Genomic DNA, 21,180 nt, shown 5'->3' with positions numbered 1-21,180 from the left:
ACAAGTCAGAAATTCAGTTTCAAAAATTTACATGATACCGTATTTGTCAAAAGCTTCTTTGGTGCTCATTCCTTCCAATATTTTCTTTTGAACCATTTTTTCGCCTCTTGCTTTTTCTATTGAAAGACGGAATACTTGTTCTTCAACTGCTCTTGGAACTATACAAACACCATCTATATCGCCAATAACAATGTCACCCGAATTAATTCTCACTCCTTTTATTTCTATTGGCACTCTAAAATCAATTACTTTTCCACGCGGTGCCTGATCCTGAGCATATCTTCCATAAGAAAAAGAAGGAAATTTTAATTCTAATATTCCTCTGGTATCTCTTGAATAACCGTCAACAACTGCACCGGCTGCTCCTAATATTTGTGCACGTGTTGCCATCAGCTCTCCCCATAAAGCATAAGATGGCGAAGAACCGGTACAGATGTAAACTTCATTTTTTTTCAAATCATCCAATGCTTCTAACATCAATCCAAAAGGTTTATTCAAAACTGGATTATTACTACTGGAATCTGAAACAACATCTGCTTCTAATACGGTCATCGCACGACCTATAATGAACATATCATCCTGCAAAGGCTGTATTTGTGGTGGCAGAAATTGGTTTAACAAACCTAATTTATCCATAACATCTCCTACTACAGCTGTATAAAGTTCGTTACGTACAATATCAAAAAGCTCATCGTCGTTCTTCCAAAATATAGTTTCCATTACCCTCGAATTTTTATTTAATTAATTACTGATTTAAACATATGTCAAAACTACGCTATAACCTATTTTCCTATTTACACTAACTTAACTAATACTTAAACTATTTTAATCACTTTAAGAATTCGTAAAACAATTATGTGTAATATTGTTTAAGTTAAGTTTTAATCATTAACTATGAATACAAGATGAAAGCGATATTAATTGAGTTACCTAAACAAAATTCGTCTTTGGTTAGTGTCAAAAAAGTTAAAGAACATGATTTTGATGCCACTTTGCACTTTCATGATTTTTGCGAATTAAGTTTTGTTAAAAAAAGCAGTGGAAAAAGAATTATTGGAGATAGTATCACCAATTTTTCTGATGGAGATTTAGTACTAATGAGTCCGAACTTACCTCATATGTGGTATGAAGACGTGCCAAATAATCAACACAATAGAAATAAATCTGTTGAAGCTATTGTAATTTATTTTCCAATTAATTTCTATGAAAAACTGTGCACGGAGCCCGAGGATTTATCCAAGAAAAAGAGTCTTTTTGAAAAAGCAGAAAGAGGCATGCGTTTTACCGGAAAAACCAGAACAAAAATAACCAAGCACTTAGAAAAAATGACAACGACGGAAGGGCTTCAACGAATAATTGAATTTCTCAAGATCGTAAATATTATGCTCAATACTGATGAATATGAGCTGCTTGCCGGCTTAGGATATTTCCATTCCTATAATGAAAAAGACACAGAAAGAATGAATCAGGTGTACAAATACATTATGATGAATTTTACCAAACCCATTTCATTAGAAACGATTGCATCTGTCGCTCACATGACACCACCGGCATTTTGCAGTTTCTTTAAAAAACGAGCCCAAAAATCGTTTACCCGTTTTTTAAATGAACTACGAACAGGACATGCCTGCAAACTTTTGCAAAATGAAAAGCTATCTGTTTCAGATGTATGCTATGAAAGTGGTTATCAGAATTTTGTAAATTTCAACAAGCATTTTAAACAGATAACAGGAAAAACGCCAAGTACCTACAGAAAAGAATTTGCTACGATTCGAAATTTCTAGTAAACAGCGAGTTAAAAAAAAATAGCTATTGCCAAGTTTTTTAAATCATATTTATTGGGTATTACCAAAAAAAACTTCCTATATTTGCACCCCCATTGAAGAATGGAATTATGACTCGATAGCTCAGTTGGTAGAGCACATCACTTTTAATGATGGGGTCCTGGGTTCGAGCCCCAGTCGGGTCACAAAAGGTTGAGTAATTTATTTTACTCAACCTTTTTTTATTTTAGGTCATGTGGAGAAATGGTACACTTGCCATTTTGATTGAGGGTTAAAATCTAATTCCCAACATGTTAATTATAAAATTCAGTTCAAAATCCCTCAAGGATCTAAAATTATAGAAGAACTTTTTATTTGCATTTTGATCATAAAGTTATTAAGTTCACTTGTTCAAATAGTAATTTGCAACATTTTGAAACAGGAAGTAATAAAAAACATATCGACGGAAAGCGGATTAAATGAATTTCAAGTTCGTTTGCTTAAAAATGAGGGAGTTGGACTTTTGACAACTAAAAAAGAAGAAAACTACCTTATTCTTGACAGTATAGATTACTGGTATGACTTAATACAAAGTGAATATCCTAAAAAGAAAAAATGTAGTTGTAAAAGCGAATGGTTTTATGTTGCATTTCATTACATACCAAGAGTTGGAACGGAAGATTTTAGGGAGGTAAGAATTATAACAACTTGCATCCTATGCAATAAAATTTCTAAAGCAATTTCAATAGATATTGATTATTCTCCAACTAAACAATTAATTGAAAATCCCATTACTTTTTGTTCGGAGCCAAAGATTAGATATAAGTTCCAAGAATTAACAAGTTATTGGTCAGGAGACAATTTAAAAGACCTTTTGGATTACATATTCAACGACTTAAATCTTAACGTTTATTGTTGGTTTTCTCAACATCCAGAAAACAAAAGGAGATTTGAAAAAGTATCATTTGAAAAAGCAATACAAATCATCACAGTCAATCATAGATACTTAAATTTCTATTTTTCTGAAAATGAATTGGAAACCTCGAGCTACATAAAGTTGATTGATGCTAATGGAATATATTTAAAAGATGAGATTTGGAGAAGAAACGAATTAATACAATTAACAGCTCCCTATGTAATGATGGGTTATGGTCTTTTGTATTACATAAATTTCTGTAATCAGTATCTTGAGAAAGGAAATGTAAAAGATAAGTCTAGTCAATTTGAAACAATAACAACTCAGCTTAAAAATTGGCTTAAAGAAAAATTTGTAACTAAACGAGGAGAAAATTGCTTTGACGGACAAGAAGCATACGACAAATTGATAGCCAAGAGAAATACCAAAGGATAAAATACCCACAAGTAATCCATAGTAATTGATTCGAATTCTGTACCACCAAGGTTACCAAAAAGGTATAAAAAGGGAAATTCTTCTTTATACCTTTTTCATTTATACCTGATAATGAATCGCTTTCTTCTTTTAGTATTTCAAAAATATCACCACACAACCACATTTATCACTCATTAACAGTTAATTATAAAAAAAAATATCTCAAAATATTTGCGTAGCCAAATAACTTCATATACATTTGTAGCCAAATAACTTCACAATGAATTTAAGACGAGATGTATTTCAGGCTATAGCCGATCCGACAAGAAGAGCTATTTTACTTTTGGTGACTTCGCATTCGATGACAGCCGGAGCGATCGCATCCAATTTTGACACCGCACGACCAACCGTATCCAAACATTTAAAAATCCTGACCGAATGTGAATTACTTCAGCAAACACAAAACGGTCGGGAAGTACATTACACTATAAATGCGGAAAGAATGAGAGAAGTTGCTGAATTTATCGAACCTTTCATAAAAATGTGGGATGATCGATTCAATAAACTTGAGGACATCATGAAAAACTATAAACCAGAAAACTAAACCAATATGGAATTAAAAACAAAAATAAATGCCGAAGACGGCAAACAGGAACTCGTCATTACCAGAGATTTTGATTTACCTGTTTCCTTGCTTTTCAAAGCGTATATAGAACCCGGAATTGTAGAACAATGGATGGGAACCAAAGTATTAAAACTGGAAAACAAAAAACATGGTGGATATCAATTTGAAACCAGCGATGCAAAAGGAAATGTGGTGTTGCAGATTAATGGCGCTATTCATGAGTATATTCCCAATCAAAAAATCACCAGAACATTTGAAATGGAAAATTCCCCTTTTGCAGTTCAATTGGAGTTTCTGGAATTTGAAGCACTCACAGAAAATACCAGCAAACTGACTATGCAAATTGTTTACAAATCAAATGCATTAAGAGATCAAATGATGCAGCTTCCGTTTAAACAAGGCATCAATATGGCCCACAACAGATTACAAGAAATCGTTAGTAAACTAAAATAAAATATCATGACAAAGAGAAACAAAATTATATACTGGGTTGCCACACTATGGCTGGCATTAGGAATGACTGCAACGGGAATCGTGCAGATATTACAAATTAAAGAAGAAGTGGATATGATGGCACATTTAGGCTATCCGCTTTATTTTCTGGTTATACTGGGAGTTTGGAAATTGCTAGGCGTTATCGCAATACTAATTCCGAAATTCCCGTTATTAAAAGAATGGGCTTATGCCGGTTTCTTCTTCGCGATGTCAGGTGCCATTATATCCCACTTTGCAAAAGGCGATGAAGCCATTGCTTATTTTGGCCCAACTTTATTACTTGTTTTAACTGTTCTATCGTGGTATTTTAGACCTGCGGATAGAAAAACAATTTCAGTTTAATCTATAAAACAAACAGCATGAATCCTAAAGTTGATTTTTATTTTAAAGACAAAAAGTGGCAGGAAGAATTGGAACAACTAAGAAAGATTGCGCTTGATTGTCAATTGACCGAAGAACTAAAATGGGGCACGCCGTGTTATACGCACCAAAAAAAAAATATTGTTTTAATACACGACTTTAAAGAATATTGTGCTTTTTTATTTTTCAAAGGCGCTTTACTAAAAGATACGGAAGGAATCCTGATTCAGCAATCTGAGAATGTTCAGGCGGCGAGACAAATTAGATTTACGAATCTTAAAGAAATTATCGAGCAAAAAAGCATTTTAAAAGCTTACATCTACGAAGCCATTGAAATAGAAAAAGCAGGTTTAAAGGTCGAATTAAAAAAGACCTCAGAATTTTCGGTTTCTGATGAATTTCAAAAGAAGTTAGATGAAGATTCTAAACTAAAAACAGCTTTTGAAGCTTTAACTCCCGGCCGTCAAAGAGGTTATTTATTACATTTTTCTCAGCCAAAACAAGCGCAAACGCGAGAGTCTCGAGTTGAAAAAGCTATTCCGAATATTCTTAACGGAAAGGGATTAAACGATTAATTATCTTTACAATACAAAACGAAATCAAAATGGAGACAAAAGATATATTAGCGCAACTTGAAGCTCTTGGCGACGAAAAAATGCGTGCGCAAAATAAGAAACGTGGCGCAGGAGATAATCAGTTTGGTGTTAAAATGGGTGATATTAGAACTATTGCAAAAAAGATAAAAACCAATCACGAACTGGCACTTGAACTTTGGGATACCGGAAACGTTGAAGCTCGCTTTTTAGCCACTTTAATTATCGATCCGAAAAAGCTTTCCAACGACGAAATTGCCAAAATAGTTTCATCAGAAAAATTCACTCATATCGCCGATTGGTTTTATTCGTATGTCATAAAAGAATACGCAGATAAAGAGACTTTGCGACAAAAATGGATGCACACCTCTGATGTTATGCAAGCACGTGCTGGCTGGAGCCTTACAAGCGGCTGCGTAACCCGTAATCCTGAATTAGTCAACATACCTGCTCTTCTTGACAGAATAGAAAACGAAATGCCAACAGCAGCGCCGGAAGTACAATGGACAATGAATAGCACCTTGGCACAAATCGGAATTAATCATCCGGAGTATCGCGAGCGCGCTCTTACCATTGGAGAAAAGCTAGGCATTTATAGAGATTATCCAACTTCAAAAGGCTGCACCTCACCTTTCGCCCCAATCTGGATTAACGAAATGGTTCGCAGACAAAAATAACCACACAAATAAAAAATCATGAGCAAAAATAACTTATCACCAGAATATCAGGAAGAAATCATTAGCATCTTAAAAACGCGTTTTGAAAAAAACAAAACACGTCACGAAGGTATTGAATGGAATAAAGTTCAGGAGAAATTAGAAGCAAATCCGTCAAAACTCTGGTCGCTTCTTGAAATGGAAAAAACCGACGGCGAACCAGATGTCGTGGGTTATGACAAAAACTCGAATGAATATGTTTTTTTCGATTGTGTAGCCGAAAGCCCAAAAGGTCGCAGAAGTCTTTGTTACGACCGTAAAGCATTGGATTCAAGAAAAGAACACAAACCTAAAAATAGCGCCATTGATATGGCCGAAGAAATGGGTATCGATATCCTGACCGAAGAACAATATAGAAATTTACAGGAATTAGGGAATTTTGACACCAAAACTTCAAGCTGGATCGCCACAACTCCGGAAGTTCGCAAACTGGGCGGCGCTTTATTTTCTGATTTTCGCTACGGCAGAACTTTTGTGTATCATAATGGTGCCGAATCTTATTATGCAGCAAGAGGTTTTCGTGGCTGTCTAAAAGTTTAGTTTTTTTAGGAGCTAATCCAGCTATCCGCTTGTATCTTTTCCTTGCTAAAGGAGCAAGAAAAAGGATACCGCTCCTATCTGGGCTAGGGCACTCATTTTCATAACAGGTTAATTCTAAAAAAAAGCCATGATTACATTCGTGAATTAATATTTTAAATTTAATTACCATTTTTTCACAAAAGAATTTCTCTTACAAAATAAAACTTTCATAAATTCGTCTCAGAATTAATCAACCTACTAACTAATCCCAAATTGGTTTATGAAAAAATTATTACTGGTATCATTTATTATGATCAGCTGCTCAACCTGGGCACAATCTTCAACGGCTTATTTTGACAAAGCCATGAAAAAAGCCGAAGCCGGCAACACTAAAGGCGCCATCGCCGATTACACCAAAGCAATCAACATGGATCCTAAATTTGTCGAAGCATATCAAAACAGAGGTGTGGCCAAATACAATCTCAATGATTTAAAAGGAGCTCTTGCCGATTTTAACAAAACACTTGAATTAAACGACATGAATACTGACGCTTACACCGGAAGAGCCAATGTCAATTACAAATTAATGAACTTTAAGGAAACCATTGCAGATTGTTCTTCATCACTCGAATTAAATCCAAAAGATTATGTTGCATACAACTTAAGAGGTTTGGCCTATAATAAAATTGGAGATAAAAAGAATTGTTGCAAAGATTTCGCTAAAGCCATTGAATTAGGGAGTCAGAGCGCCAAAAAAAACAAAGCAACATTTTGTAAATAAAACTAAAATACAAGCTTAATAAGAAACAATCTGCAATATAATTCTTTTGCAGATTGTTTTTTTTGCTTTTTCGCAAAAAAATATTCCTTTTTTTTTAATAATCTATTATGGTTACATTTGTTAAAAAATCTAACTATGCTAAACCATTACCTGTCAAAATCTTACCTGTCAAATACCATTTACATACTATTTATATTTCTTTTTTCAACTAATGTAAAATCGCAAACTTTTACTGATAGTAATTTGCCCATTATTATCATTAATACTGATATTAACCCCGCTACTAATTTACCTACAGAAATCCCAGACGATCCTAAAGTCCTGGCATCTATGAAAATCATCAAAAGACCAGATGGAACCAGAAATTATTTAACAGACAGTTCTAATGAATCGTATCTGGATTACAATGGTCGTATAGGCATTGAACTTAGGGGATCAACATCTCAATTGCTTCCAAAAAAACCATACGGATTTACCACTTTAAAAGCCAATAATACGAGCAACAACAATGTAAGTTTACTGGGAATGCCTAGTGAAAACGACTGGATTTTAAATTCATTAGCTTATGATCCTTCCTGCATTCGAGATTATATCTCTTATAATTTGTCACGTCAAATTGGTGATTATGCTACAAGGACTGTCTATTGCGAAGTAATAATTAACAACGTTTACCAGGGGCTTTACATTTTACAGGAGAAAATAAAATCGAATATCAATAGAGTCAATGTTATAAAAATGGCAGATTCAGACAATACGCTCCCCAATGTTAGCGGCGGGTATATTACAAAATCAGACAAAACAACTGGTGGAGACCCAATAGCGTGGACAATGGCATCTTACAATGGCACTGTTGATTTTATTCATGAATTACCAAAACCAGAAAACATCACAACACAACAAAATGCCTATATATACACTCAATTTAATAGTCTCGAGAGCAATGCCAGTTCGCACAATACTGATTTAGCAACAGGTTATTCCTCCATTATCGATGTGCCGACATTTGTTGATTACATGCTTTTATCCGAATTGGCATCCAATGCAGATAGTTACCAATACAGTACCTACTTTCATAAGGACAAGGAAGGAAAATTACGTGCGGGCCCAATTTGGGACTTTAATTTAACATATGGGAATGATTTATTTTCCTGGGGCTACGACCGTAGCAAATACAATGTTTGGCAATTTTCGAATGGAGATAACGAAGGAGCTAAATTTTGGCAAGATCTTTTTAATGACAGTACTTTTAAATGTTATTTTTCAAAAAGATGGAACGAACTTACACAAGAAGGGCAGCCTTTAAATTTCAATTATCTAACTCAGTTTATAGATGAAACAATTAGTTATATCAGTGAAGCAAAAATCAGAGAGAATCAAAAATGGGGTACAATACCAAACGATGAACGTGAGATCAACTATCTAAAATCATTTTTATTTAACCGAATAAACTGGATGACCAATCAATTAGGAAGTTTCAACTCTTGCGCTAATATTGAAATTCCTTCGCTTGCAATCACAAAAATAAATTACAATCCAGGTACTTCAACAACCTACCCAATAAGCAATGATCTAGAATTTATAGAAATTAAAAACACAGGAAATACCACCGTAAATTTAACCGGTATTTATTTAAGAGAACTTGGACTTTCTTATCAATTTCCAGCCAACTCAATCTTATTAGCAAATCAAAATCTTTATATTGCAAGCAATAAAACTTCTTTTGAATCTAAATATGGTGTAACTGCTTTTGGACAATTCTCTCGTAATCTATCTAACACATCTCAAAAACTTATATTAGCTGATGGATTTGGCAATACGATAGATTCTGTTGAATATTCCAACACAGCTCCCTGGCCTTCTGCAGATGGAAATGGAAATTACCTACAGCTTACAAATACTGATTTAGATAATGCATTGGCATCAAGCTGGGTTGCTGTATCAGATAGTAATTTATCTCTGCCAGAAAATAATGAATTAAAAAATCTAATTTTGTTCCCTAATCCGGTGACCAATTTATTAAATATTGAGGCAAGCCAACCTATTCTTACTTATAAAATGTACGATGTTCTGGGGCATTTGTTATATGAATCAAAACAAAATTCAAATACTATAAAAACAGACTGGAGTTCCTATCCAAAAGGAATATATTTTATTTCCATTTCAAATGAAACTGGATACAGCACCAAAAAAATAATCAAACAATAACTTGACAAAAAACAGATGTCACTCATAAAAAAAACACCCCGTATTGTCGAGACAGATAAAAATTCAGGATTCGGAACCAATGCAAACAGCTACGGTGGTAGATTTGTAAACAAAAACGGAACGCCAAATATCGAAAAAAGAGGAATGAATTTCCTGCGTCGCATCAGTTGGTACCATACCATGATCGACATGTCCAATTGGAAATTCATGCTTATTTTATTTACGTTCTATATTGCTATCAATTTTGTGTTTGCACTACTTTATTACGGCATTGGAATTGAACATCTTGATGGAATTGCACCAGCTCAAAGTGTGCTAATACAATTTGGGCAGGCTTATTTTTTTAGCGCACAAACTTTTACAACTGTGGGCTACGGGCATATTAGCCCAAATGGTTTTTTAACAAGTGCTTTATCAGCTGCAGAAGCTTTAATAGGTTTATTAAGTTTTGCAATTGCTACAGGTTTATTCTTTGGAAAATTCAGTAAACCAACAGCGTTTCTAAAATTTTCTCACAATGCCTTAATTTCTCCATATGGTGAAGGCAAAGGCTTAATGATTCGCCTTGTACCCTTTAAAAATACCAATTTTACAGATGCAAAAGCAAAAGTAACACTCGGAATGAGTGTGGAAGAAAATGGCGAACGCACAAACAAATTTTACGCGTTAGATTTAGAACTTGACAGAATCAACGCATTATCTTTAAGCTGGACCTTAGTTCACCCAATAACAGAAACCAGTCCGTTATATAATTTTAGTGAAGAAGATTTCAAAAAAATTCATGGCGAAATTTTAGTTTTCATAACCACATTTGATGATATGTTTAGTAACACGGTGGCAGCCAGAACATCGTACACTTTTAATGAAATTATTTACGGTGCAAAATTCGTTACCATGTACAACAGAAGTAAAGACGGCTCCAAAACAATCTTGTATTTGGACAAATTAAATCAGTATGATACTACAAACTTCTAATAATCTATCATTTTAATCAGGTTTTAAATGTAATCTCAGATTTTATTCTATTTTTGTTCATCCAAAATAGTAATAATGATAAACAACATAAAGACCGTTTTTAGCATAAAAGACCTTGAAAATTTATCAGGAATAAAAGCACACACCATTCGTATTTGGGAGAAAAGATATAACATTCTTGAACCCATGAGAACTGATACCAATATCAGGCTTTATAATGTACATAATTTACAAAAACTATTAAATATAACGCTACTACACGAGTACGGATATAAAATATCTAAAATAGCGACATACCCGGAAGAAAAAATCCCACAGCTGGTTCGTGAAATCATTTCAAAGAAGAATTCTCAAAATTATGCTATCACATCCTTTAAGATGGCGATGATGAATTTTGACCAGGAATTATTCTTCACCACCTTTGACTGGCTTATTTCAGAAAAAACATTTAGCGAAGTTTTCAAAGACCATTTTCTTCCTTTATTAAAAGAACTGGGATTGTTATGGCAATCTGAAACCATTAGTCCGGCAAATGAACATTTCATAAGTCATTTGATTAAACAAAAGATTTTAATTTATACGGAAAGTCTTCAAATCTTAAAACCAACCAAAAAAGATCGTGTTTTTGTTCTTTCGTTACCCTTAAATGAAATTCACCAAATTGGATTATTGTACATTCAATATGAAATCTTATTAAAAGGTTACAAAACCATTTATTTAGGAGAAAGTATGCCAATTGAAAACCTACAGGATCTTACCCGATATTTTGAGAATATTACGTTTGTCTCGTTCATGACCGTTCAGCCTGATCGTAGCGTAATTAATCAATATGTAAAATCAATGGGACAAAAATTACTGGAGAAAAACAACGAAATCTGGCTTATGGGGAGCATGATAGAACACATTGATCAGACTGTTTTACCTGAAAGAATAAAACTTTTCTACTCGATGGACGAGACTCTGGAAAGAATATAATTGTTTTGTTTAAAGTTTTTGTATATTTGTTAAACAATGACAAAAACTATCACAATAATAGGTTCAGGCTTCTCTTCGTTAGCCGCTTCTTGTTACCTGGCACAACAAGGTAACAAGGTAACTATTTATGAAAAAAACGAATCTATAGGCGGTCGGGCAAGACAATTTAAAAAAGACGGTTTTACTTTCGACATGGGACCAAGCTGGTACTGGATGCCAGACGTTTTTGAAAAATTCTTCAGCGATTTCAATAAAAAAACAGACGATTATTATGAACTCATCAAACTAAATCCGGCGTACCGTGTTTATTTTGGAATAAATGACTTCATCAATATTTATGATAATCTTGAAGCAATAAAAACCACTTTTGAAAGTATTGAAAAAGGAAGCGGATCAAAACTGGAAACTTTTATTAATCAGGCCAAAAGCAATTATGATATTGCAATTAAAGATTTGGTTTATCGCCCTGGAGTTTCTCCATTAGAACTAATCACGCCACAAACTGCATTAAAATTAAATCAGTTCTTCAGTAATGTAAGTACTGATATTCGGAAGAAATTTAAAAACGAGCGACTAATTCAGATTCTCGAATTCCCTGTTTTATTTTTAGGTGCCAAACCAACCAAAACACCATCTTTTTATAATTTTATGAATTATGCCGATTTTGGTTTAGGAACCTGGCATCCAAAAACCGGAATGTTTGATGTCGTTCGTGGCATTGAAAAACTGGCAACGGAATTGGGTGTTACAATTGAAACAAATGCATCAATTGAAAAAATTATAGTTGAAAACAAAACGGCAACCGCAATCATAATTAACGGAAAAACCATAAAAGCGGATATCATTTTAAGTGGTGCCGATTATCAGCATACTGAAACCTTACTCGACGAAACATATAGAAGCTATTCAGAAAAATATTGGGGAAGTCGTGTTTTTGCACCTTCTTCTCTTTTATTTTTTGTTGGTTTTGATAAAAAAATAGAGAACATTACCCATCACGCTTTATTTTTTGATGTTGATTTTAACCAGCACGCAGCCGACATTTATGATCAACCAAAATGGCCAGAAGCTCCGCTGTTCTACGCCAACTTTCCATCAAAAACAGATGCGTCTGCAGCACCAAACGGAATGGAAAGCGGCTTCTTTTTAATTCCCTTAGCACCGGGAATCAAAGATACAGAAGAACTTCGGGAAGAATATTTTGAAAAAATAATCACTCGTTTTGAGGAACTTACACAACAAAAAATTAAAAATAATATTATATTTAAAAGATCCTTCTGCAAAAATGATTTTGTAACAGATTATAATGCTTACAAAGGAAATGCCTACGGAATGGCTAACACACTTTTACAAACTGCTTTCTTAAGGCCAAAACTAAAGAGCAAAAAAGTTCGTAATTTATATTTCACAGGACAATTAACTGTTCCTGGCCCGGGAGTTCCGCCCGCTTTAATTTCGGGAAAATTAGTAGCTGAATTAATTCACCAATCTCTAAGATCGTAAAAAGATGAAATCACTATTTGACACCGTTTCTATAAAGTGCAGCAAATTGGTTACCCAAAACTACAGCACTTCTTTTTCGCTTGCCGTAAAAATGCTCTCGCCAAGTATTAGAGATGGCATTTACAGCATTTACGGCTTTGTTCGTTTTGCTGATGAAATTGTCGACTCTTTTCATGAGTACGACAAAGAAAACCTCATCAATGATTTTGAGAAAGAACACTACAAAGCCATGGAAATGGGTATTAGCCTCAACCCCATTTTAAACTCGTTTCAGCATACTGTAAAACAATACAATATAACAGATGATTTAGTTCAGGCGTTTCTTAAAAGCATGAAACTAGACTTAATAAAATCAACTTACAATACGCAAATGGAATACGAAGATTACATCTACGGTTCGGCAGATGTTGTGGGATTAATGTGTTTAAAGGTTTTTGTAAAGGGAAACAATCAAAAATACGACCACTTAAAACACGAAGCAATGCGATTGGGTTCTGCTTTTCAAAAAGTAAATTTTCTAAGGGATTTAAAAGACGATAATTTAGTTTTAAATCGAAATTATTTTCCCGGAGTCGATTTAAAATCTTTTGATGAAAATGCTAAAACGGCAATCATCAAAGAAATCGAAGAAGATTTTAAAATTGCCTATCAGGGAATTGTAAAACTTCCGATTGAAGCAAAATTTGGCGTTTATACTGCTTATATTTATTACAAAAAGCTACTTCAGAAATTAAAAAATACGCCTTATTATGAAATTGGAAATTCACGAATCAGGGTTTCAAATTACACAAAAGCGGGACTTTTAGCCCAATCTTTTGTAACTTATAAGCTAAAATTAGTCTGATAATTTATAGAGTCAATCTTTTATATTTTCAGGTTAAAATTTCAGTGATTTTAATTGCAACTTTAATATTTCAACAAATAAAAAAATGATTTCTTTCTTAATCTTTTTAGGTGTTTTTCTTTTTATGGAATGCGTTACCTGGCTTACGCACAAATATGTGATGCACGGATTAATGTGGTACTTTCACGCAGATCATCACCAACCAAAATACGATCACGCTTTTGAACGAAACGATATTTTCTTTGTCATTTTTGCCATTCCGAGTATTGTACTTTTTTATTTTGGCGTTCAGGGCGGATTCAATTATTTGTTTTTTATTGCCTGTGGCGTAACTTTATATGGCGTTTGCTATTTTTTAATTCATGATGTTCTGATTCATCAGCGTTTTAAATGGTTTAAAAACACCAAAAATAAGTACCTCATCGGGTTACGAAAAGCACATAAAATTCACCATAAACATTTAGGAAAAGAAGAAGGAGAATGTTTCGGAATGTTATTTGTTCCTTTTAAGTATTATAAAATGTAAATTGATTTTATGAAAGTATACAAAATAGAAACTGTTCAACATGTAAACATAAGTGTCGAAGAATGTTGGAATTTCTTTTCAAGTCCAAAAAATCTTCAAACCATAACGCTCGATAATATGAGTTTTGAAATTCAGGATTTTGACGGTAAACGTATGTATCCAGGCCAAATTATCACCTATACTTTAAAGCCTCTTTTAGGCATTAAAATTAATTGGGTAACCATCATTACAGTTTCAAAAGAAAATCAATATTTCATAGACGAGCAGCGTTTTGGGCCTTATGCCTTATGGCACCATAAACATTTTTTTGAACCAACAGAAGATGGAACAAAAATGACTGACATCGTACATTATGCACTCCCACTAGGATACTTAGGAAGAATAATAAATAGTCTTGTTGTAAGGAGCAAACTAAAAACCATTTTTGATTATCGTCACAATAAAATTGAAGAGTTATTCAATTCAAAAGTATTGGTTGAAAATTAAATCGATTAGCGCATTTAGATAAAAAAATATTTCTTCAGTAAATTAAAATGACCAAACAAAAAGTTACCCTTTTCTGGTTTAGACGCGATTTGCGTTTAGAAGACAATACCGGATTATTTCATGCTCTACAATCAGACTTTACTGTAATTCCATTATTTATTTTTGATGATGATATTTTAGAGAATCTTCCTAAAAATGATGCACGGATAAGTTTTATTTATGATTCGCTTCAAAAAATAGACAAACAACTTCATTCAATTGATTCTTCGCTTTTAATTAAAAAAGGAAAAACTATTGAAGTCTGGAAATCACTTATTGAAGAGTATGATTTTCAGCAGGTTTTCTTTAATAAAGATTACGAACCTTTTGCTATTAAACGTGATTTAGCCATTTCTTCTTTACTGAAAGAAAATAATATTGAAACTTTTCCCTTTAAAGATCATGTAATTTTTGAAGAAAAAGAAATCACAAAAGCAGACGGGCTACCTTATACCGTTTATACTCCGTACAAAAATAAATGGCTGGAAAAATATCATCTTTCAGGCGGCGTATCAGAATATAATTCAGAATCATTATTCGATAATTTTGCTAAAATTCAGTTTAATTTCCCTGAATTAAATGAAATAGGTTTTGAAAGAAGCAGTATAAAAGTCCTTCCTCATAATTTGACACAAATTGCCAATTACAAAGAAACCCGGGATTTTCCGGCTTTAGACAGCACTTCTTATCTGTCACCACATTTACGTTTTGGAACTGTGAGTATTCGGAAGTTAGTGAATTGGGCCAACCGAAAAAATCAAACTTTTTTGAGCGAATTAATCTGGAGAGAATTTTTTATTCAGATTCTTTTCAGCTTTCCAAATTGCGTTAATCACAATTTCAAATCGGCTTACGATGGCATTCAGTGGAGAAACAACGAAGACGATTTTAAACGTTGGTGTTCCGGAACAACAGGTTACCCGATGGTCGATGCAGGAATGCGTCAACTGAATGAAACGGGTTATATGCACAACCGGGTTCGTATGGTAGTCGCCAGTTTTTTATGCAAACACTTACTTATTAACTGGCAATGGGGCGAAGCTTATTTTGCAGAGAAATTATTAGATTTTGAATTGGCCTCCAACGTTGGGAACTGGCAATGGGCCGCTGGAACAGGTTGCGATGCAGCACCGTACTTCAGAGTTTTTAATCCCGAAATTCAACAGAAAAAATTTGACGAAAAAGGAATCTACATTCTTAAATGGATTCCAGAATTTGATTTGGGTTATAACGAACCTATGGTTGATCACGCTTTTGCACGAGATCGTGCTATTTCGACTTATAAAGCGGGGATTTTGAAATAAATCAAAATTCATATTTCAACTACTTAATCAATTTATGCAACATTCCGTTGAAGATAAAACCATGAAAGGGTAAAACAGAATACCAATAAAGCTTTCCTAAAAAACCTTTAGGTCTAAATGTCGCAGCCTGATACAAAGTATTGCGTATTATTTTGAATTCGAGCCAGGCTTCACCAGGCAACTTCATTTCAGCATACAAAATTAATTTTCCTTCCTCTTTATTTGCATATAAAACACGCCAAAAATCTAAAACATCGCCCGGATGAATATCATTTTTATTGGTTCGGCCACGACGAGATCCTACCCCACCAAATAACTTATCAATAAAACCTCTAAAACTCCAAAGCCAGTTACCATAATACCATCCGTTTTCACCACCAATTGACCAAATCCGATCAAGCGTATACTTATGATCTTGTATTTTCATTTTACGCCTATCGATATAACAATCTTTTTTAGGAACTTTTATGTGCTCTGAAATGTTATTGCTAAAACGTCCGCTTATAAGAGAATCTTTCCAACTTGATGCCACTTTATTTTCTTCCGTTTTTATTAAAGCTCTGGAAAGAGCTTCTTTATATCTCATAGGCTTAACATCTAGCAATTCATTAATGCGTTGATCTTTGCAGATGACTTCCACCTTCATGCTGCTGACAAGCGCAGTAGCCAATTTATATGAAGTTGAAGTAACAAAATAAAGCCAGTAAGAAGATAATTTCGGCGTCATTACCGGAATCGTAAAAATATATCTTTTTAGTTTTTTTGCCTCGGCGAAAGCCAATAACATTTCTTTATAGGTTAAAATATCAGGGCCGCCAATATCAAAACTTTGATCATAAGTTAGTGGATTTAAAAGAGATTTTGAGAGAAATTCCAAAACATCATTTATGGCTATTGGCTGGCATTTTGTATTGAGCCATTTAGGAGTAATCATTACAGGAAGTTTATTTACCAAATCACGAATGATTTCAAAAGAGGCACTTCCGGAACCTACAATAATCCCAGCCCTCAATGTTGTTAGTGGCACTGTAGATTTTCCTAAAATACTTTCGACATTTTTTCTGGACGATAAATGTTTTGAGAGCGATTTATCGTTTACTATTCCGCTTAAATATACGACTTGCAGTGCCGAAGTTTTATTTATTTCTAAAACGAAATTAGTTGCTGATATACTTTCAAGTTCATCATAATTCACATCAGAACCAGACATCGAATGAATGAGGTAAAAAGCAGCGTCAATATTTTTGGGAATCTTTTCCAAAGTTTCTTTCTTAAGAAAATCAACCTCTATAATTTGTATGTTCTCCCGAAATTCTTCTGGCACATAAAATCTATTTTTATCTCTTACACAGCATACAATATGGTGGCCCTGACTTGCCAAAACTAATAAAAGACGTTTTCCAACGTAACCAGTTGCACCTGTTAACAGAATTTTCATGAGATTAGTTTAAAGTTTAAAGCTTACCAAACCATAATCCATTTGAACAATTTGGCCTGAAATCGAATTTGCTCTCTCTGAAATTAAAAAATCGACCATCCCGGCTACTTCATCTGGTTTTAAATAACTTTTCATCGGATGCCGTTCTGCCATATTTTCTCTCATACGATCATTACGCAAAATAGAAGCTGAAAGTGACGTCTCTGTTATTGTTGGAGCAATAGCATTAATACGAATAAAAGGAGCTAACTCCGCACCTAGTGATTTCACCAAACCTTCAACACCAGCTTTTGCTGTTGCTATACTGGCATGAAAAGGCATTCCTAATTTTACAGCCACCGTACTAAACAATACTATTGAAGGCTTATTACCCTTTTTTAAAACAGGCAGGTATTTCTGGATTGCTTTAACTGCACCGATAACATTGATCTCAAAATCATTTCTAAAATCATCAACACTCAAACCAGAAATTGATTTTAGCGTAATTGAACCCGGACAATAAATTAAAACATCAACATTTTCAATATCGGGTAGCTGATCAGTAAGAACATCTAAACTAAAATGAGTTAAATTAACGTGTTTCAAATCTGTTAGACTACGGCTAATATTATAAATACGATTCGATTTTAATTGGTCTATCAAAATTGATCTTCCTATACCTCGACTTCCTCCAATAACTACAATGTTTTTCATGTACTTTGGTTTTTATTTTTATTGAAGGATATAAAAAGCTAATACTTCAAATAATTCGTAACGACAATTTTCGCTTTCAAATCAAACATTAAATTATACAAACCAAAGAAAGTTCGATTCATATAAATAAAGTGCTTAGAACCGCGATTTCCGTTCATTTTTTTGAGGGCAGTATCGTTTGAGAAACGTTCCCCTAATTTAGCAATGCTTTCGAAAAAACTTTCATCGGCAAAATCGAAGGTCTCATCTTTAAAAGGTTTTGTAAAAAGCGACAATAAATCATGAAACATCTCTGTAAAATATTCTATTTCTGAAGGTGTATCATCTTGACGTAGAATTTCTAATTCGAATAATTTCTGATTGAAAAGTGCTGGATCTGTAATTACATTTTTGTTAATTAACTCAAAATACGGCACATAAAAATCTTCAGGAATTTGTTTCATACAACCAAAATCTAAGGCAATTAACTGATTTTGATCGTTCACTAAAAAGTTCCCGGGATGCGGATCTGCATGTACTTTTTTCAAAACATGAATTTGATACATATAGAAATCCCAAAGCGCCTGACCCAATTTATCTCCTACTTCCTGATCTGTATTTTTAGCCGTAAACTCCGAGAGGTGAATTCCCGTCATCCAGTCCATCGTGATAATTTTCTCTGATGAAAACTCCGGATAATAATTCGGAAAGATTATATTTTCAATTTTACTGCAGGCTTCAACAACTTCCTGACTTTGTTTTAATTCTAATAAATAATTGGTTTCTTCAATCAGTTTGTCTTCAACTTCTTTAAAATATTTATCTGAATCTTTTCCCTGCAAATTAAACATTCTGATCGCAATAGGTTTCACCAAAGCCAAATCTGAAGAAATACTATTGGCAACGCCCGGATATTGAATTTTAACTGCCAGTTTTTTATCATTTTTCTTTGCCAAATGAACCTGACCAATACTTGCTGCATTGACCGAATTAGCATTGAATTCATCAAAGATTTCATAAGGTGTTTTTCCGAAATTCGTTTTAAACGTTTTTAAAACCAATGGTGCCGAAAGTGGCGGAACAGAAAACTGCGATAATGAAAATTTCTCGACATAAGCCTGAGGTAAAAAGTTTTTGTCCATGCTCAACATTTGAGCGACTTTCAACGCACTTCCTTTCAGGCTCTTTAATCCGTCATAAATATCTTCGGCATTGTTTTCGTTTAATTTATCTCTTGTTAAGTCCGGATTGACCATTTTTTCGGCGTAATGTTTAACATAGTTTACCCCTATTTTAGCTCCGGTCTGCACTAGTTTTCCAGCTCTTTCTATTTTTGATGTTGGTATATAATCGATTGTTTTCATTGTTTGCTGTATATTTTTTCTTTGAACAGAAATTTTCCAAAATCTATCAAATGATTTAGTGGCGCTACATTCATCAATTCGAATGAAGCATTAACTGATTTTTCGATAAAAATATCTGTTTTCTCAAAAGCAGCAGATTCATCATCCATCCAGAATTTTATGGTCATCATCAATTGTAGCCATGCACTCTCCTGAATTCCTTTTTCCTGGAATTTTTGAAATTTCTCTTGCTCCAATCTGTAATCGTCTGTCAGGATTTCAGAAACATATTCTTTAAACGATTCACGGAGCGAAGTAAGTTGCACTAAATTTTTTAATGGATTTCTATCGAGTTTTAATGACTGTAAAACATAGCTTCTGTTGGCTGTTAGAATCTCGAAGAATGTGAAATAAAAACTCAACATTTTATTCTTCATATCATATTCCTGATAATCCGAATTTTTATGAAGCAAATCAATGGTATTGACTAAAAAGAGTTTGAAGATCTCTTTTTCTAAACCTTCCAGTGTTCCAAAAAAGGCATAAAATTCCGCCTCTGTAAAATCATTTTCTTTGACAAAATGATAAACTGATTTTGGCTTTTGTCCCTTTTCTAAAACTTCATTCATGTACATTGAAACGATATCGTCCTTGGTGATTATCTTCTTTTTAGTAGCCATTTCATTTAAATTTAGAATTTGCCCTAAAGGTAAGGAATGTTTAAGTACCTTTACTTATCGTTAAACAAGATGCACTGTTAAATATATTATAATATAATGGCTAAGAATGTTTTACTCACTGGAGGAACTGGTTTTATCGGCAAGCATCTTACTGATGTTCTTATCGAAAACGGATTTACGGTATCTATTTTAAGCCGCTCTATCAGAAAAAATACGCCCGCTATCACTTACTATAAATGGAATCTAAAGGATAATTTTATTGAGAAAGATGCTATTCTAAATGCTGATTATATTATTCATTTGGCTGGCGAAGGAATTGTAGAAAAACGATGGACTAAAAAACGCAAAAAAGCAATTCTGGAAAGTCGTGTAAAACCAATCGAACTGATTTTTTCTATTTTAAAAGAAAACAATAAAACTTTAGACGCTTTTATTTCGGCATCTGCGGTTGGAATTTATGGCGCTATTACAAGTCAGGAAATCTGTACTGAAAAAACACCTCCTGCAAACGACTTTTTAGGAATTACCTGCCAGCAATGGGAACAGGCTGCTGATCAGATTACTTTATTAGGAATTAGAACAGTAAAAATCCGGACTGGAATTGTTCTTGGAAAAGATGAAGGATTTCTAAAAAAAATAATGCCCAGTTTCAAAGCTGGTTTTGGTGCGATTTTAGGCTCAGGAAAACAATATTTACCCTGGATTCATGTAGAAGATTTATGCCAGATTTACCTCAAAGCAATAGTTGACACTGAAATGCAAGGTGCATACAATGCCACTATTACTGATAATACTACCAATGCAACTCTATCAAGAATTCTGGCGCATTTATATGGGTATGCTATTTGGCTTCCTAATATACCAGAGTTTCTTATTAAGCTTGGATTGGGTAAAATGAGTATTGCTGTTTTGGAAGGACAAAGAATTTCATCTGAAAAAATAAAAAAAGCAGGTTTCGAATTTCAATATAATGATATTGAAGCAACACTTTCTACCAGCTTATCCTGA

General features: G+C 33.7%; 23 protein-coding genes and 1 tRNA gene. 19 read left to right on the top strand and 5 right to left on the bottom strand.

Translation table 11 applies throughout. The features are described 5' to 3' along the window. Positions 1 to 27: 27 nt before the first annotated feature. A complete protein-coding gene (locus tag IRZ99_RS17340; protein WP_194658452.1) occupies positions 28 to 720 on the bottom strand; it encodes an RraA family protein in 693 nt (230 codons plus the stop codon). A gap of 185 nt (positions 721 to 905) precedes the next feature. On the opposite strand from IRZ99_RS17340, the gene IRZ99_RS17335 reads away from it, so the two are divergent. The 18 genes from IRZ99_RS17335 (at position 906) to IRZ99_RS17250 (ending at position 16,039) form a co-directional block, all read left to right on the top strand. After that, positions 906 to 1,784, top strand: coding sequence for an AraC family transcriptional regulator (locus IRZ99_RS17335; RefSeq protein ID WP_072974362.1), 879 nt, complete (start codon positions 906 to 908; stop codon positions 1,782 to 1,784). 112 nt (positions 1,785 to 1,896) lie between these two features. Further along, positions 1,897 to 1,969 (top strand) — tRNA-Lys (locus tag IRZ99_RS17330). 227 nt (positions 1,970 to 2,196) lie between these two features. After that, a complete protein-coding gene (locus IRZ99_RS17325; RefSeq protein WP_194658451.1) occupies positions 2,197 to 3,114 on the top strand; it encodes a hypothetical protein in 918 nt (305 codons plus the stop codon). A 259-nt stretch (positions 3,115 to 3,373) separates the two neighbouring features. Beyond that, the gene (locus tag IRZ99_RS17320) at positions 3,374 to 3,697 is read left to right on the top strand and encodes a helix-turn-helix transcriptional regulator (RefSeq protein ID WP_072974366.1); all 324 of its coding nucleotides are present in this window, start codon (positions 3,374 to 3,376) and stop codon (positions 3,695 to 3,697) included. 6 nt (positions 3,698 to 3,703) lie between these two features. Further along, on the top strand, positions 3,704 to 4,171 hold the full coding sequence (locus IRZ99_RS17315; protein ID WP_194658450.1) for an SRPBCC domain-containing protein: 468 nt from the start codon (positions 3,704 to 3,706) through the stop codon (positions 4,169 to 4,171). 6 nt (positions 4,172 to 4,177) lie between these two features. Further along, positions 4,178 to 4,555 carry a DoxX family protein gene (locus IRZ99_RS17310; RefSeq protein WP_194658449.1) on the top strand — a complete coding sequence of 126 codons (378 nt, stop codon included), beginning with the start codon at positions 4,178 to 4,180 and terminating at the stop codon, positions 4,553 to 4,555. A 17-nt stretch (positions 4,556 to 4,572) separates the two neighbouring features. Beyond that, positions 4,573 to 5,148 (top strand): YdeI family protein, encoded by a 576-nt coding sequence (locus IRZ99_RS17305; RefSeq protein ID WP_194658448.1) that lies wholly within the window; start codon positions 4,573 to 4,575, stop codon positions 5,146 to 5,148. A 29-nt stretch (positions 5,149 to 5,177) separates the two neighbouring features. Continuing rightward, positions 5,178 to 5,843 carry a DNA alkylation repair protein gene (locus IRZ99_RS17300; RefSeq protein WP_194658447.1) on the top strand — a complete coding sequence of 222 codons (666 nt, stop codon included), beginning with the start codon at positions 5,178 to 5,180 and terminating at the stop codon, positions 5,841 to 5,843. Positions 5,844 to 5,861: 18 nt separating this feature from the next. After that, positions 5,862 to 6,422, top strand: coding sequence for a DUF4256 domain-containing protein (locus tag IRZ99_RS17295; RefSeq protein WP_194658446.1), 561 nt, complete (start codon positions 5,862 to 5,864; stop codon positions 6,420 to 6,422). Positions 6,423 to 6,681: 259 nt separating this feature from the next. Continuing rightward, positions 6,682 to 7,182 (top strand): tetratricopeptide repeat protein, encoded by a 501-nt coding sequence (locus IRZ99_RS17290; protein ID WP_228519113.1) that lies wholly within the window; start codon positions 6,682 to 6,684, stop codon positions 7,180 to 7,182. A gap of 135 nt (positions 7,183 to 7,317) precedes the next feature. Continuing rightward, the gene (locus IRZ99_RS17285; RefSeq protein ID WP_194658445.1) at positions 7,318 to 9,387 is read left to right on the top strand and encodes a CotH kinase family protein; all 2,070 of its coding nucleotides are present in this window, start codon (positions 7,318 to 7,320) and stop codon (positions 9,385 to 9,387) included. Positions 9,388 to 9,402: 15 nt separating this feature from the next. Next, positions 9,403 to 10,362, top strand: a complete 960-nt coding sequence (locus IRZ99_RS17280; protein ID WP_194658444.1) for an ion channel — start codon at positions 9,403 to 9,405, stop codon at positions 10,360 to 10,362. 75 nt (positions 10,363 to 10,437) lie between these two features. After that, positions 10,438 to 11,337 carry a MerR family transcriptional regulator gene (locus tag IRZ99_RS17275; RefSeq protein ID WP_194658443.1) on the top strand — a complete coding sequence of 300 codons (900 nt, stop codon included), beginning with the start codon at positions 10,438 to 10,440 and terminating at the stop codon, positions 11,335 to 11,337. A gap of 36 nt (positions 11,338 to 11,373) precedes the next feature. Beyond that, positions 11,374 to 12,840, top strand: a complete 1,467-nt coding sequence (locus IRZ99_RS17270; protein ID WP_194658442.1) for an NAD(P)/FAD-dependent oxidoreductase — start codon at positions 11,374 to 11,376, stop codon at positions 12,838 to 12,840. A gap of 4 nt (positions 12,841 to 12,844) precedes the next feature. Beyond that, the gene (locus tag IRZ99_RS17265) at positions 12,845 to 13,684 is read left to right on the top strand and encodes a phytoene/squalene synthase family protein (protein WP_194658441.1); all 840 of its coding nucleotides are present in this window, start codon (positions 12,845 to 12,847) and stop codon (positions 13,682 to 13,684) included. A gap of 85 nt (positions 13,685 to 13,769) precedes the next feature. Continuing rightward, entirely contained in the window at positions 13,770 to 14,210 is a 441-nt protein-coding gene (locus tag IRZ99_RS17260; protein ID WP_194658440.1) for a sterol desaturase family protein, read from the top strand. A gap of 9 nt (positions 14,211 to 14,219) precedes the next feature. Continuing rightward, positions 14,220 to 14,696 (top strand): SRPBCC family protein, encoded by a 477-nt coding sequence (locus tag IRZ99_RS17255; RefSeq protein ID WP_194658439.1) that lies wholly within the window; start codon positions 14,220 to 14,222, stop codon positions 14,694 to 14,696. A gap of 47 nt (positions 14,697 to 14,743) precedes the next feature. Beyond that, positions 14,744 to 16,039: a deoxyribodipyrimidine photo-lyase gene (locus IRZ99_RS17250; RefSeq protein ID WP_194658438.1), complete on the top strand. Its 1,296-nt coding sequence runs from the start codon at positions 14,744 to 14,746 to the stop codon at positions 16,037 to 16,039. 19 nt (positions 16,040 to 16,058) lie between these two features. On the opposite strand, the gene IRZ99_RS17245 is transcribed toward IRZ99_RS17250, so the two are convergent. Genes IRZ99_RS17245 through IRZ99_RS17230 form a run of 4 tightly spaced genes read right to left on the bottom strand, consistent with a single transcriptional unit; the run spans position 16,059 to position 20,172 of the window. After that, entirely contained in the window at positions 16,059 to 17,477 is a 1,419-nt protein-coding gene (locus tag IRZ99_RS17245; protein ID WP_194658437.1) for an SDR family oxidoreductase, read from the bottom strand. 9 nt (positions 17,478 to 17,486) lie between these two features. Continuing rightward, the gene (locus IRZ99_RS17240) at positions 17,487 to 18,170 is read right to left on the bottom strand and encodes an SDR family NAD(P)-dependent oxidoreductase (RefSeq protein ID WP_194658436.1); all 684 of its coding nucleotides are present in this window, start codon (positions 18,168 to 18,170) and stop codon (positions 17,487 to 17,489) included. A 38-nt stretch (positions 18,171 to 18,208) separates the two neighbouring features. Beyond that, on the bottom strand, positions 18,209 to 19,513 hold the full coding sequence (locus tag IRZ99_RS17235) for an AarF/ABC1/UbiB kinase family protein (RefSeq protein WP_194658435.1): 1,305 nt from the start codon (positions 19,511 to 19,513) through the stop codon (positions 18,209 to 18,211). Continuing rightward, complete coding sequence (locus tag IRZ99_RS17230; RefSeq protein ID WP_194658434.1) at positions 19,510 to 20,172, bottom strand: TetR family transcriptional regulator C-terminal domain-containing protein; 663 nt, start codon at positions 20,170 to 20,172, stop codon at positions 19,510 to 19,512. The genes IRZ99_RS17235 and IRZ99_RS17230 overlap by 4 nt, the downstream gene beginning before the upstream one ends. 96 nt (positions 20,173 to 20,268) lie before the next feature. Between IRZ99_RS17230 and IRZ99_RS17225 the strand changes: the two genes are divergently transcribed. Beyond that, positions 20,269 to 21,180 carry a TIGR01777 family oxidoreductase gene (locus tag IRZ99_RS17225; protein ID WP_194658433.1) on the top strand — a complete coding sequence of 304 codons (912 nt, stop codon included), beginning with the start codon at positions 20,269 to 20,271 and terminating at the stop codon, positions 21,178 to 21,180.

It is taken from the genome of Flavobacterium sp. LC2016-12, from assembly GCF_015351595.1.
Lineage (GTDB): Bacteria > Bacteroidota > Bacteroidia > Flavobacteriales > Flavobacteriaceae > Flavobacterium.
The sequence above is the reverse complement of the archived record's forward strand: the minus strand, read 5'-3'. Positions and strand labels throughout refer to the sequence as shown.